Genomic DNA, 13,030 nt, shown 5'->3' with positions numbered 1-13,030 from the left:
GTGCTGGAGCGCGCCACGGCGGCATCCTCGATCACGCCTTCTTCAAGCATGCGGGCCAGGAACTCGTCGAAGGCCGCCGGGTGGTGCACATCGTCGGCGCCTGCGCTTTCCATCAGCACGTTCATGGCGTGACGGCCCGGCAACGGCGCGCGCAGACCCTTGACCTTCTCCATCATGAAGTCGAGGTAGCTGGGCCACATCACCTCGAAGGCCGACACGCCTCCGGGCAGTTCCGCCTTCGCGCGCTGAAGCAGCGTGGTCACCGCTTCGTAGTTCGGCAGGCCGCACCAGGCGGTGGACACCGACCGCGGCTGCGGATGCAGCTTCAGCACCACGCGCGTGACGATGCCCAGCGTGCCTTCGGCGCCGGCCAGAAGGTGGCGGAAGTCGTAGCCGGTGTTGTTCTTCACCATCTTGTGCAGGCCGCCGACCACGCTGCCGTCGGCGAGCACCGCCTCGATGCCCAGCACCTGGTCGCGCATGGTGCCGTAGCGGATGACTCGGTTGCCCCCGGCATTGGTGGAAAGGTTGCCGCCAATGGTGCAGGTACCGCGCGCGCCCAGGTCCAGTGCGAACAGGAAGCCGGCTGCCTCGGCGGCTTCCTGCACCGCCTGCAGCGTGCAGCCGGCCTGCGCGGTGAGCGTGCCGGAGATCGCATCGACCTCTTCGACTGCATTCATGCGCTCCAGGCTCACCGCGACTTCGTCAGGACCGCAGCAAGCGCCGCCAGCAAGGCCTGTCAGCCCGCCCTGAGGAACCACTGGCTGCCCGAACTCGTTGCAGATATGCAGCATGCGCGCCAGTTGCTCGGTGCTGTATGGCCGCATCAGAGCGCGCGGCACACTGGCCGGCACGCCGCTCCAGTCGCCGTGGCGCCGGTCAGGGATGGCTGGTCCGGTGGCTACGAGATCGGTGCCGAGCGCCTGGACCAGGGCATCGACGGCTTGTTCATTGCTCATGTTGGAAAGGTCTTTCGTCTGGAAGGTCAGGACCGGGCAGCCTGCATCGCCTCGGCGAAGCCACGTGCGGCGAGGCCGATGTCATTGGCGACAACGGCCAACTCGTAGCCCTCGGCGAACGCCTGCCGGGCGGCGACAGCGTCGGAGGTGAACAGGCCGCAGGGGAGGCCCTGCCGGTGGGCGATGTCACGGATGCCCGCGCAGCAAGCCTTCAGTTGCTCGGCGCTGGCATCCGGCATCGACAACTGCAGGTCGCCGGTGCCGATGAAGATGAAGTCGATGCCTTCGACGGCGCAGATCGCCTCGGCATTCTGCGCACCCAGCGCGGTCTCGATCATCGCGCCCACAGCAACGTGCTGGTTGACGGCCAGCATGCTGTCGATGCCGGCCAGCAGCGGCCGCACGCCGCCGCCGGAGCGCCTGCCCTGCGGCGGGTAGCGGCTGGCGCCGGCCAGGACGCGCGCGTCGTCCGCGCTTTCGACCAGCGGCGCCATGACCGCGGCCACGCCCGCATCGAACGCAGCACCGACTGCCGTCGCAGAAAAATCCGCCGTACGCGCGATGACGGAAGTGCGCGCCCCCGCGATGCCCGCGGCGGCCTCGAGCGGCCCGCGCTCCCACAGCCCATGCTGGAGGTCGACCACGATGGCGGCCGGCGCCGACTGGGCAGCGATTTCGGCCAGCGCAGCGCTGCCGAGGGCCAACCACACCAGGGGCAGAACAGCGCCGCGTTCCAGCCGAAGCTTGAAGGGGTGCTGGAAGGGTGGTGCTTGCGAGTTCATGGGTAGAAGCGCTCCACTGCTTTCGCCCCGGCCACCGCGGCCAGGAGTCATGGTTAAAGCGGTTGACAACAGTATATTGTTCGTGCCACATTAAAGTCAATGTCCTTTAAGCCTCAACTAAATTGGAACTCACTGGCGAAGCACGGAAGCGGCTTCTACAGAGGGACAAACGCGTTTCTCGCTCGTTGCAGCAATCATTGCTGGCGGTTCGAGAACAAAAATCAGGTTTCGAATCGACATCAAACCGTATACGGAAAATAAGCGTGGCTCGCTCGACTTCCCCTTTGAAGGACTTGCCCGAAGCGCAGCCGCAGAGCCGCCAGAGCCTGAGCGCCATCGCCTACGACGCCCTGCGCAGCCGGCTGCGCACTGGCCTTGTAACGCCGGAAGATCGCATGGTGGATCTCGAGATCGCGGCGCAGTTGGGCATGTCGCGTATGCCCGTTCGCGAGGCCCTGCTGCAACTCGTGGCAGAGGGCGTCCTGGTCAGCACCGCGCGCGGCTATCGCATCCCCACCTTGGATCCGAAGGACGTGATGGAAGTGTTCGAGCTGCGCAAGTTGCTGGAGCCGCGTGCCGCAGCRCTCGCCGCCCGCGACCTGTCGCGGGCCGGCATCTCGCAGTTGAGCGCAGCGCTGAGTGAGGCCAAGGCCGCCCAGGCCTCGGAGGATTTCCCGCGCCTGTTCCGCGCCAACGTGGATTTCCGTGAGACCTGGCTGGGCGCCGTGCGCAACAAGCGGCTGGCGGCGGTGATCATGCGCTGCTCCGACCAGGTGCTGACCGTACGGATGTCCACCTTGCGTGGGCCCGGGATCCATCCGGTCGTGGTCGCCGGGCTGCAGGAACTGTACGCGAGCCTTTCACGCCACGACTCGGTCGCGGCCCATGACAGCATGTTCAGGTTCGTGCTGGCTGCAGAGAGCGCCTACGCAGCCCTGAGCGAAACGAGCAAGCCATGAACTCCGTCCATAGGTCGCACCACGCACCGCCGCTGCACGACAGTTCTCACTCCCCGTCCCTCCCCTTCACTCAGAAGAGAAACGCACCATGACAGATTTCCAGTTCCCGCGCCCCCAGGATGCCGAACTCCAGCGGGCGTTGCAGGACCCGGCCCGACGCCATCTGCTGCTCGGCGCACTGGCTGCCGGTGCGGGCTCGCTCCTGCCGTGGCAGATGGCCGGCGCGCAGACCGTGGACAAGTCCACCCTGGCGATCGCCTACCCGGTGGACGTGCCGACGTGGGACCCGAACGCGCTGTCCATTCCCAACATCCAGAACCTTTATCAGTCGGTCTTCGATTCGCCGCTGCGCTACTCGCCGCAGTTGAAGCTCGAACCGCGCCAGGTGAAGGAGTGGAAGTGGCTCGACAACAAGGCCACCCGCCTCGAGATCACCCTGCGCGACGACATCCTGTTCCACGACGGCACGCGCCTGACGATGGACGACGTCCGCTACAGCCTGGCCGAGCGCGCCAAGGCCGACAAGAAGCTGCTGGTCGGCGGCATGCTCAACACCTTGAGCGACATCGAGGTAAGTTCGCCGACCAAGGGCGTGATCGTGTTCAACCGGTCGACACCGGCCGCTCCGATCTACCTGGCCTTTCTTGCCGTCTACGTGGTGCCCAAAGCCTACATGGAGAAGGTGGGACCCGAAGGTTTCAACGCCAAGCCGATCGGGGCCGGCCCCTACCGGATGGTGGAGCACCAGCGCGGCTCGCGCATCGTGCTGGAGGCCTTCGACAAGTACTGGGGCGGCGCGCCCCCGATCAAGCAGGTGGTGTTCCAGATCGTGCCGGAAGGCTCGGCGCGCGTCGCACTGGCCGAGTCCGGGCGGGTCGGTATAGCCACGCAACTACCGATGCGCGAAGTGCAGCGCCTGGCGTCGAAAACCGGCATCGTGACGAAGGTCTATCCCGTCTCCGAGGTCTACATGATCCGGATTCCCAACTACGTGAAGCCGATGGACAACGACCGCGTGCGTGCGGCCATGCACCTGTCCATCGACAAGGCGGCACTCTCCAAGGCTTTCTACGGCAGCGTCGCCAAGCCGCTGTCGGTCATGACGCCCGAAGGCACGCCCTCTTACGTGCCCGATTTCCACTTCCCCTACGACAAGAACAAGGCCATCGACGAACTGAAGGCCGCCGGCTTCAGCCCTTCTAACCCGGTGTCCTTCACGCTGCTGTCCACCAACGGCGTGTTCCCGAACGACTACGACATGGCGCGCGCCATCACTGGCATGTGGAAAGCGGTGGGCATCAACGCCACCATCGAGGAAACCACGCCGGCCAAGCTGGTCGAGGCGGCCCAGAACGGCAAGCTTGCGGGCCCCCTCCTCTACAGCTGGGTCAACAGCACCGGTGACCCGGAGAACTATGCCGGCCGCATCTTCGACCCGCGTCTTCGCTTCTCGACCTGGAAGGACATGTCGCTGGCCCCGCGCATCGATGCCCTGATGACCGAAGTCGACGAGGCCAAGCGCATGGCCGGCTACAAGGCTCTGAACGTCGAATCGTCCCAACAATCCTGGGCCATCCCGCTGCTGCAGGCCGTGGCCACCGTGGCGTATTCGTCGGCGCTGCAGCCCACCCTGTTCGACAACGGCTACATCCTGCCGGCTGACATGAAGTACCGCTGAACCGGCCTCGCCCCCCTGACAGACTGCGCGCAGGTTCCACAACATGTTCCAGATCATTTCCGCGATCGTCCTGCGCCGGCTGCTGCTGGCCATCCCGACCCTGCTGCTGTTGTCGCTGGTGGTGTTCGTCGTGCTGCGCATGCTGCCGGTGGATCCGCTGGCGATGCTGCTGCCTGCATCGGCCACGCCAGCGGATGCCGCGGTGCTGCGGGAGCAGCTCGGTTTCGACAAGCCCGTGCCGCAGCAATTCCTCATCTGGCTGTGGCAGGCATTCAACGGCAACCTGGGCACCTCGATCAACTTCCGCCAACCGGTCGCCCACCTGATGCTGTCCTCGCTGCCAGCGACGCTGGAGCTGACGCTGGCCGGCCTGCTGCTTGCGCTTCTGATCAGCGTGCCGGGCGGCGTCTTGGCCTACGCGCTCTACCAGCGCCGGCGCGAAACCGTCGCGGACCTCGCGGTGGCGTTGATGCAGTCGATCCCTTCCTTCCTCTGGAGTCTGTTGCTGATCCTGGCTTTCGGCGTGCTGTGGCCCGTGCTGCCCTTCAGCGGGCGGGTCGGAGAAGGCGTTGTGCTGCCCGACATCACCGGCTTCGCCGTCATCGACCTTCTGCTGGTAGGGCGCTTCGATGCCTGGCTCACGGCGCTGTCGCACCTGCTGCTGCCGGCGCTGGCCCTGGCCCTGGGCTTCGCGCCGCTGGTGATCCGAGTGCTGCGCTCCAGCCTGATCGACGCCGCAAGCGAGCCCTACGTGGAAGCGGCACGGCTGCGCGGGCTGTCGGAAACGCGCATCGTGTGGCGCCACATGCTGAAGAACGCGGCGCTGCCCACGATCACCATGATCGGCGTGCAGTTCGGCTTCCTGTTCGGCGGCGCATTGCTGGTGGAAATGATCTTCGGCTTCCCTGGCGTTGGGAACCTGATGGTGCAGGCAGTGAAGGGCAACGACCTGCCATTGATCCAGGGCATTGCCCTGATCTTCTGCGTGCTGATGCTGGCGATCACGGTGATCGTCGACGTTCTGTATGCCGTGTTGAACCCGCGACTGAGAACGCTATGACCGCGACTGCCATGATGACCTCGCCGGCCCCGACTGCCGTCTCCGTTTCCGTCACCCGCGGCGCGTTGCGCCAGTTGGGTCGCCAGCCGCGTGTGTGGGTGGGCGGGGGCATTCTTCTGGTGGTGCTGTTGTTGGCCGTGTTCGCGCCCTGGGTGGCGCCGCACGACCCACTGGAACAGGACCTGCTGCACATGCTGACGCCGCCGATGTGGGCGTCGGGGGGCGACGCCGCTTTCCCCCTCGGGACCGACGGCCTGGGTCGCTGTGTGCTGTCACGCGCCATCTACGGTTCGCGCGTGGCCTTGACCGTGGCCGTCGTCGCGGCGCTGGGCTCGATGCTGCTCGGAAGCACCCTGGCAATGCTGGGGGGCTACTTCGGCGGCGTGGTGGATCGCGGCATCAGCTACGTGGTCGACCTTTGGATGTCGTTCCCACCCGTGGTGCTGTCGCTGATCCTGCTGGTCGGCCTCGGCACAGGCGTGGACAAGGTGATCCTGGCGGTGGTGCTGGTGGACTGGACGCGCTTCTGCCGCGTGATCCGAGCCGACGTGCTGGTCACCCGCCGCCGCGACTATGTGCTGGCGGCTCAGTTGCTGGGCTTCAGCCATCTACGCACCATGCTGCGCGAGGTGCTGCCGGCGGTAGTGCCGCTGATGATCACGCTGTTCTCCATCGAGATGGGCATCGCCATCGTGGTGGAGGCGACGCTGTCCTTTATCGGCCTTTCGGTGCCGGCGCAGGTCACCACCTGGGGGCAGATGCTGGCGGACGGCCGCACCGACATGCAGAGCGCCGCCTGGGTGATGCTGGTGCCGGTCGCCTGCATCATCCTCACGGTGCTGGGCTGCAACCTCTTCGGCGACGGTGTCCGAGTCGCGCTGGACCCGCGGCTGCGCCTGCGCAGCGAATGACATGCTCAGCATCTCCAATCTCACATTGACGGCCCGCCTCGGCGGCGCGAAGGTCGACTTGTTGCGCGACGTCTCGCTGACGCTGGAACGCGGCAAGGTCCTCGGGCTGGTAGGCGAGTCCGGCGCCGGCAAGAGCATGATCGGCCGTGTGATCGCCGGCCACACCCCGGCTGGCTTCGAGATCACGCGCGGCGACATCAAGTTCGACGGCCTGGACCTGCTGACGCTAGACACCAAGACTTGGCGCCAACTGCTCGGCCGGCGCATTGCTTTCGTGCCGCAGGAACCGCTGACCGCGTTGAACCCGGTGCTGACCATCGCCCAGACCTTCGACGAGCACCTTGCGCACCTGGGCGTGCCGCCCAGAGGGCGGCAGCTTCTGATGCTGCAGCAGTTGGAATCGGTGCATCTGCCGAAGCCCAACGAGTTGGCCGAGCGCTACCCGCACGAACTCTCGGGCGGCCAATGCCAGCGCGTGCTGATCGCGATGGCTTTCGTGGCCAACCCGGCGCTCATCGTGGCCGACGAGCCGACCACCGCGCTGGACGTCGTCAGCCAGGCCAACGTGCTGCAGCTGCTTGCCGAGCAGAGGCGCATTCACCACACGGCGATGCTGCTGATCACGCACGACCTGCGGCTGGCGGCCCACGTGTGCGACGACATCGCCGTGTTCTACGCGGGCGAGCAGGTCGAATACGGACCCGCGCGCGAAGTGCTGCGCCGCTCGCGCCACCACTACACCTGGGCGCTGGACCACGCCACGCCCGACGTGCATGGGCCGCAGCGCCTGCTGCCGACCCTCGGCGGCCAGATGCCGGGCGTCGCGGCGCTGGGTGCCATCGCGGGCTGTCGCTTCGCCGCGCGCTGCCCGCAGCGGCAGCCTGCCTGCACGCAGCAGCCGCCCGCCCTGGTCGAGCAGGCCGCCGGGCACTGGGTCCGCTGCATCGCGCCTCGGGAACTCACGGCGAACCATGCGCCCGCCGACGACAGCCGCAGTGGGGCTTGGAAAGCGCCGAGCGGCGACCCCGCTGCGCCGCCGCTGGTGGAACTCCAGGACGCGACGCTGCGTTACACCGCGCGCCGGGGCTTGCTGGGTCGGCGCAAGGTGCACAACGTAGCTGTCAACCGGCTCTCGCTGAAGGTGCAGCCCGGCGAGTTCGTCGGCATCGTGGGGGAAAGCGGCAGCGGCAAAAGTTCGGTGGCACGCCTGATCGTCGGCGCCGAGTCGCTCACCAGCGGCCGGCTACTGGTGGAAGGGCAGGAACGGTCGAACGCCCACGCCCTGCGGCTCACGCGCGAGCAAGTGCAGATGATCTTCCAAGACCCACACTCCGCGCTGAACCCGCGCCGCTCGGTGTTCCGGCTCCTGACCCAGGCCTACGAGTCCGACCAGATGGCGGCGAAGCTCGAGCGCAACCCGCGCGAGCAGCATGCCCGCCAGCTGCTGAACGACGTCGGAATGCCGGAGGACGCGCTCACGCGCTTTCCAAGTCAGCTTTCGGGCGGGCAGAAGCAGCGCGTGAACATCGGTCGGGCTTTGTGTGTGATGCCCAAACTGTTGGTGGCGGACGAAATCGTTTCCGGGCTCGACGTGTCGGTGCAGGCCCAGGTCCTGAACCTGCTGATCGAACTGGGGCGGCGCCACGGCATCGCGCTGGTGCTGATCTCGCACGACCTGTCGGTCGTTCGCTACCTGTGCTCGCGCGTGATCGTCATGCAGCGTGGCGACGTCGTTGAGGAGGGCCAGACCGAGACGGTATTTTCCAGCCCACGGCATCCCTACACGCGCTCGCTGCTCGCATCCGTGCCGCCGGCGGACCCATCGGTCGCCTGGCCGCCTGCGCTAATAACGCAGTGAGAGAGTCCGGCTGGTTCCGACGCACCGTAGACGCAAAGGTCTGAGTGCCAAGTTGCTGGATGATCAGATACTCGTTTCGGAGCGGAGAGCAGCCCTCCAGCCGGTCGACATGGATGTCAGCAACCAGTCTGGAGCACGCGTTCCAGCCTGGAGATTGAACTAAGACTGTCCGCCAGTTGCGGACATTGGCGACCCATGCAAATTAACTGTTTCGCCGCACCGTGAGCGGACCAGATCGCCTAGATCTAGCCAGAGCGACGTGCGTCTCTGTTCTTGTTCATACGGAAGCTTCAGTTCGGCTGGATCGCAGTGCCCGCGGACTGCCTCCCAAATGTCGACGGCACCACCTGCTGAACGCCGTGGCGTCCCCAAACCCCAGCCACGCGGCGATGTCGGCCACCGGCATCTGGCCCAAGAGATACTGTCTCCCCAGCTGGCGACGAACTTGCTGCAGCAGTGAGTCATACGTCAAACCTTCACGCTGAAGAATCCGGTGCAGTGTGCGTCGGTGCACGCCCGACGACGCCGCAACGTTCTCGGCGGAGCAATGGCCTGTCGGTAGTGCCGCGAGAATGGCCTGCCGCACCCGCGCGGCGTCCAGCGCGGCAGACATGCGTGCCTGGTGCACAACTCCGGTTAGCCCATTGAACCCGGCGTCTGCCAATGGAATCTCGCGATCCAGGTCGGCGATGCGCAAGCCCACTGCGTTCCATGGAGCGGAGAAGGTCAAGGGACATTCGAAGAGCCAACTGTGGGTGGTGATGTCCTTCGGCCTGGGGTGGATGAACTGGGCGTGCAGTGGCCGCCAGGTACTTCCAAGAAAGAGCCTCAGCAAGTGCAGCATGCCCGCCAGGGCCGCCTCCGCGCCCTGGCGAATTTCAGGCTCGCCGTCGGGATCGACGACCATACGGAACTCGGCCCAGCCCGGAGCTTCTTCCAGACTCAAGTCGACGCAGGTGCTGTGGAAATTCAGATGCGCAGCCATATCTTGCAGCGCGGAGCGCACCGTTGGCTGCTCGCGCATGCGCAAGCCGAGGTCGCCCAGATAGGAAAGGCGCCGGCGTTCCGGCAGCATGAGCCCGAAATCGGGTCGGCCCGCCTCCTTCGCAGAGAGTTCGAGCAAGCGGAAAACCTTCGCCGCACGCAGCTGCCGCTCCGGCTGACGCGCATCGCTGAGCGTAAGACCGACCTGCCGCAGCATTCCGGGCGGGTCAAGCCCGCAGCCGCGAGCCAGGCTCTCATAGCCGACGAGGATGGCGCTGCGCACAAACAACGGCTTTCGTGAAGAGGAAGCGCCAAGCATGGCACAGAATGTCAGCAATGTGGCACGAAATGTCAAGTCACTCTAACCGTCTCCCAGCACACTGATGTCATGACAGGAGCCAACAGGATGACTAGCTTTATTGCCTACGCCATGGGACGGCGCTTGCTGCTCGCCATGTCCGCAGCCCTCATGGCCGCAAGCGCGCTCGCGCAGGACTACCCGTCACGTCCGGTCAGAATCGTCCACCCCTATCCCGGCGGTCCAGTGGATGCATCCACCCGCGTGCTCGCCGAGCGTCTGTCTGCAATGTGGAAGCAGCCGGTGCTGGTCGACCCGCGGCCGGGCGCCAATGAGATCATTGCGGCCGACCTCGTCGCAAAGGCGCCGGCCGACGGCTATACCTTGTTCATCGGCACCGAGTCCACCTTCGCGAACAACGCCTATCTTTTTTCCAAGATGCCGTACGACCCGCTGCGTGACTTGGTGCCCGTCTCCCAGCTTTACGACATTCAGTTTGGCCTGATCGTGAACGGCAACCTGCCGGCGCGCGACATGGCGGAATTCGTGGCGCTCATGAAGAAGGAGCCCGGCAAGTACAACTACGCGTCGACCGGCGCAGGCACGGCCCTTCACCTTGGCATGGAAAGCCTGCGGCAGGCCACGGGCATACAGATCACCCATGTGCCCTACAAGGGGACGCCCCAAGTGATTCAGGACATCCTTGGCGGCACGATCGACGCAGCCATGGGCAGCACGCAGATCGCCGCGCCATACGCGGCCGACGGCCGGCTGCGCATGCTGGCCATCAGCGGCGCCGAACGCCAAAAGATCATGCCTTCGGTGCCAACATTCACAGAGGCAGGCTTCCCACAAGTGGACGTGCGCACCTTCGTTGGACTGGCGGTGCCCGCCGGCACACCCGACGCGATCCAGACCCGGTTGCAGGCGGACTTCGCGACCGTGCTAAGGAGCGCGGAATTCCGCCAGAAAGTGCTCGAGCCCAATGGCTATGACGCCGTGACCAGCACGCCCGCTCAATTCCGCGAATTTCTGGCACGCAAGCGTCCACAAGTGCAACAGCAGATTCGCGCCCTTGGCGTGAAGCTGGATTGAGGAGACCCAAAATGCTGGTACGACATGACCACCCTGCCTCGACCAGCGACCTGGCGTTCACCCAGGCCATGGTAAAGAACGTCCAGTTCGGAAGCGCCTACCGCGAAAGCGGAAACGTTGCCGCGATGCGAGCCGCCACCGAGCGTCTGTTGTCGATGCCATTCGTTCGCGGCGTGGCCGATGGGCTGCGTCCGCAGCCGGACGTGATTGATGGAGTTCCCGGCGAATGGCTCTCGCCCGAGACGACGATGCGCGCCGGCACGCTTGTGTTCTTCCACGGCGGGGGCTACGTGCGAGGCAGCCTGGCGCTGGGCCGCTCGAACGCGGCGGAACTTGCCGCACGCACCGGCATGCGGTGCTTTTCGGTGGACTACCGGCAGGCGCCGGAACATCCATTCCCAGCGCCTGTGGAAGACGCCGTCGCTGTTTGCCGTGCCCTGGGCAATGCCGACGCCGACCCCTTGCTGCTGGCCGGGGAATCGGCGGGTGGCGGAATCGTCGTGGCGGCCGCGATGCGCCTGCGTGAGGTGAGTAGTCCGCTACCAGCAGCGCTGGTCGCGATCAGCCCATTCTTCGACATGACCCAGTCCGGCGAAAGCTGGGACACCAACGCAACGAACGACATCGCGACCCGCCCGATGGGCCGCCAACTGGTGGAACTCTACATGGGCAACTCGGACTTGCGGGACCCGCTCGCCTCGCCTCTCTTCGGCCGATTCGACACGCTGCCGCCCTTGCTCATTCAAGTGGGTGGAAACGAGGCGCTGCTCAGCGAGGCGTCAGAACTCGCGGAACGCGCGTCAGCGGAGGATGTGAGTGTGACGCTCGAGGTGTTCGAAGGCATGCCTCACGGCTTCATCAAGTACCGGCTTGATGCCGCGACGCTGGCGCTCGAKCGAGCTGCAAAGTGGTTGAATCGATTCTCGCCAAGACTCGCGCTTTGATAAATGAGGCTTAGTTGTTCTCGCAATGTTCGATGAGCGGCACTGCGCCGCGCCACAGCCAACGGCCCAGCCAACTTGAAAGATGGCTTTGGGCTGGTCCTGCCGGTCGCCGTCGACCGCTGGATGGCAGCAGCGCAGCGGTTGCTGTCGTTCCCCGCCGCTCGGCGAACTCACGCTGTGACGCCGAGTGCGGTCATTCAGGCGCCGCGAGGATCTCAGAATCTACGACCGGTTCCAAGGTATTACAGACATCGCCCGAGCTAGCTCGGAGCTAGCTCTACCCGCTCACCGACTGCGCCATCCCAGTATTGAAGCCCGATCGAACGGCCGCTTCACGTCGCCGGAGTGGTAGTCCGGGCCCTCTGCCGTCATTCAAGGTGTGTTTCCCGGAAGGTCGGCAAAGCAGTGAAACCGGTCGTCGTCCTCTGGCATACATGGCTGTACCAGTTTTTTGGCGCCGGACAGCGCGCCCCCGCCGTTCTGCCGGCATGTGACTTGCTGAAAAGCGCATACCAGCTCTGTGGGAGCGATGGCTTCTTCGGGGCAGGCCCGTCACTAAACTGGCAACACCGAGCAAGACGAGCGCGCTTCGCGCCGGAAACGGAGACCATGAACGACCTGACCCAACTCAACTACGAGCTGAACAACTTTGTAGCCACCCTCACACTCAACAGCCCGCCGGTGAATGCGCTCACGCGCACGCTCAACGACGAACTCACGCTGGCGCTCGACCGCATCTCCGAGATGGACGAAGTGCGCGTGGTCGTGCTGACCGGCGCTGGAAAGGTGTTCTGTGCCGGTGCCGACCTCAAGGGCCGCGCGTCGGTCATCAAGGGGCCAGGCGACCTACCCGCGCATTCGCGCCGCACGCGTGAATGCTTCCATGCGATCCGGGAGTGCGCCAAGCCAGTGATCTGTGCGATCAATGGCGCCGCGTTGGGCTCCGGTGTAGCGATGGCCGCCTCCAGCGACATCCTGATCGCATCGGAAAAGGCATCGCTCGGCTTGCCCGAAGTCGACGTGGGGCTGCTCGGCGGCTGCCGTCACGCGATGCGTTTGTTCAGCCATTCTCGCCTGCGTCGCATGATGTTGACTGGCATGCGCGTGCCGGGTGCGGAGCTCTATCGCCTTGGCGTCATTGAAGAATGCACGACGCCGGAGGACCTGATGCCCAAGGCGCTGGAGATCGCGGCCACTATCGCGTCCAAGAGCCCGGTGTCGACGCGCATGGGCAAGCACACGCTGAACGTGATCGAGGACATGAGCTTGCGCGACGGCTATCGCTACGAACAGGACATGACAGCGCTGATCGGCAAGACAGATGACGCCAAGGAAGCGCAGCGCGCTTTTGCGGAGAAGCGCACCCCGGTCTTCACGGGACACTGAGCCATGGCGGCTGCTGATTCACGCATGCCTCCCAGCGTGCAAGGCCACCTGTATCCGACCCGGCGCGGGATGCTGCTGGCCGGTGCATCGCTCGGGCTCTCGGCGCTGGGCCTGCC

Annotated in this window: 11 protein-coding genes; 8 read left to right on the top strand and 3 right to left on the bottom strand. The window is 65.4% G+C overall.

Going from position 1 to position 13,030, the window contains the following annotated elements; all coding sequences use genetic code 11:
• Positions 1 to 959, bottom strand: a 959-nt coding sequence (locus tag AC1DY5_RS20750; protein ID WP_478114358.1) for an FAD-binding oxidoreductase, incomplete at its 3' end; no start/stop codon positions are given.
• Between the two features lie 26 nt (positions 960 to 985).
• Positions 986 to 1,741: an HpcH/HpaI aldolase family protein gene (locus tag AC1DY5_RS20745; protein ID WP_478114357.1), complete on the bottom strand. Its 756-nt coding sequence runs from the start codon at positions 1,739 to 1,741 to the stop codon at positions 986 to 988.
• Positions 1,742 to 1,863: 122 nt separating this feature from the next.
• Between AC1DY5_RS20745 and AC1DY5_RS20740 the strand changes: the two genes are divergently transcribed.
• The 5 genes from AC1DY5_RS20740 (at position 1,864) to AC1DY5_RS20720 (ending at position 8,207) form a co-directional block, all read left to right on the top strand.
• A complete protein-coding gene (locus tag AC1DY5_RS20740) occupies positions 1,864 to 2,700 on the top strand; it encodes a GntR family transcriptional regulator (protein ID WP_478114355.1) in 837 nt (278 codons plus the stop codon).
• Between the two features lie 88 nt (positions 2,701 to 2,788).
• A complete protein-coding gene (locus tag AC1DY5_RS20735; RefSeq protein ID WP_478114353.1) occupies positions 2,789 to 4,378 on the top strand; it encodes an ABC transporter substrate-binding protein in 1,590 nt (529 codons plus the stop codon).
• A 43-nt stretch (positions 4,379 to 4,421) separates the two neighbouring features.
• Positions 4,422 to 5,438: an ABC transporter permease gene (locus tag AC1DY5_RS20730; RefSeq protein ID WP_478114351.1), complete on the top strand. Its 1,017-nt coding sequence runs from the start codon at positions 4,422 to 4,424 to the stop codon at positions 5,436 to 5,438.
• Complete coding sequence (locus tag AC1DY5_RS20725) at positions 5,435 to 6,349, top strand: ABC transporter permease (protein ID WP_478114349.1); 915 nt, start codon at positions 5,435 to 5,437, stop codon at positions 6,347 to 6,349. The genes AC1DY5_RS20730 and AC1DY5_RS20725 overlap by 4 nt, the downstream gene beginning before the upstream one ends.
• A gap of 1 nt (position 6,350) precedes the next feature.
• Positions 6,351 to 8,207: a dipeptide ABC transporter ATP-binding protein gene (locus tag AC1DY5_RS20720; protein ID WP_478114348.1), complete on the top strand. Its 1,857-nt coding sequence runs from the start codon at positions 6,351 to 6,353 to the stop codon at positions 8,205 to 8,207.
• 277 nt (positions 8,208 to 8,484) lie between these two features.
• Here the strand turns inward: AC1DY5_RS20720 and AC1DY5_RS20715 are convergent, their stop codons facing one another.
• Entirely contained in the window at positions 8,485 to 9,510 is a 1,026-nt protein-coding gene (locus tag AC1DY5_RS20715; RefSeq protein ID WP_478114346.1) for an AraC family transcriptional regulator, read from the bottom strand.
• A gap of 87 nt (positions 9,511 to 9,597) precedes the next feature.
• Here AC1DY5_RS20715 and AC1DY5_RS20710 point away from each other — a divergent pair, with 87 nt between their 5' ends.
• From AC1DY5_RS20710 to AC1DY5_RS20700, 3 genes are all read left to right on the top strand, one after another.
• Complete coding sequence (locus tag AC1DY5_RS20710) at positions 9,598 to 10,584, top strand: Bug family tripartite tricarboxylate transporter substrate binding protein (protein WP_478114344.1); 987 nt, start codon at positions 9,598 to 9,600, stop codon at positions 10,582 to 10,584.
• 173 nt (positions 10,585 to 10,757) lie between these two features.
• Positions 10,758 to 11,528, top strand: coding sequence for an alpha/beta hydrolase (locus AC1DY5_RS20705; protein WP_478114342.1), 771 nt, complete (start codon positions 10,758 to 10,760; stop codon positions 11,526 to 11,528).
• A 609-nt stretch (positions 11,529 to 12,137) separates the two neighbouring features.
• The gene (locus AC1DY5_RS20700) at positions 12,138 to 12,914 is read left to right on the top strand and encodes an enoyl-CoA hydratase/isomerase family protein (protein WP_478114360.1); all 777 of its coding nucleotides are present in this window, start codon (positions 12,138 to 12,140) and stop codon (positions 12,912 to 12,914) included.
• Positions 12,915 to 13,030: the final 116 nt, after the last annotated feature.

This window comes from Variovorax sp. P4_D9 (genome assembly GCF_056401695.1).
Note: the sequence above shows the minus strand (reverse complement) of the source record. Positions and strands in the feature narration are given on the sequence as shown.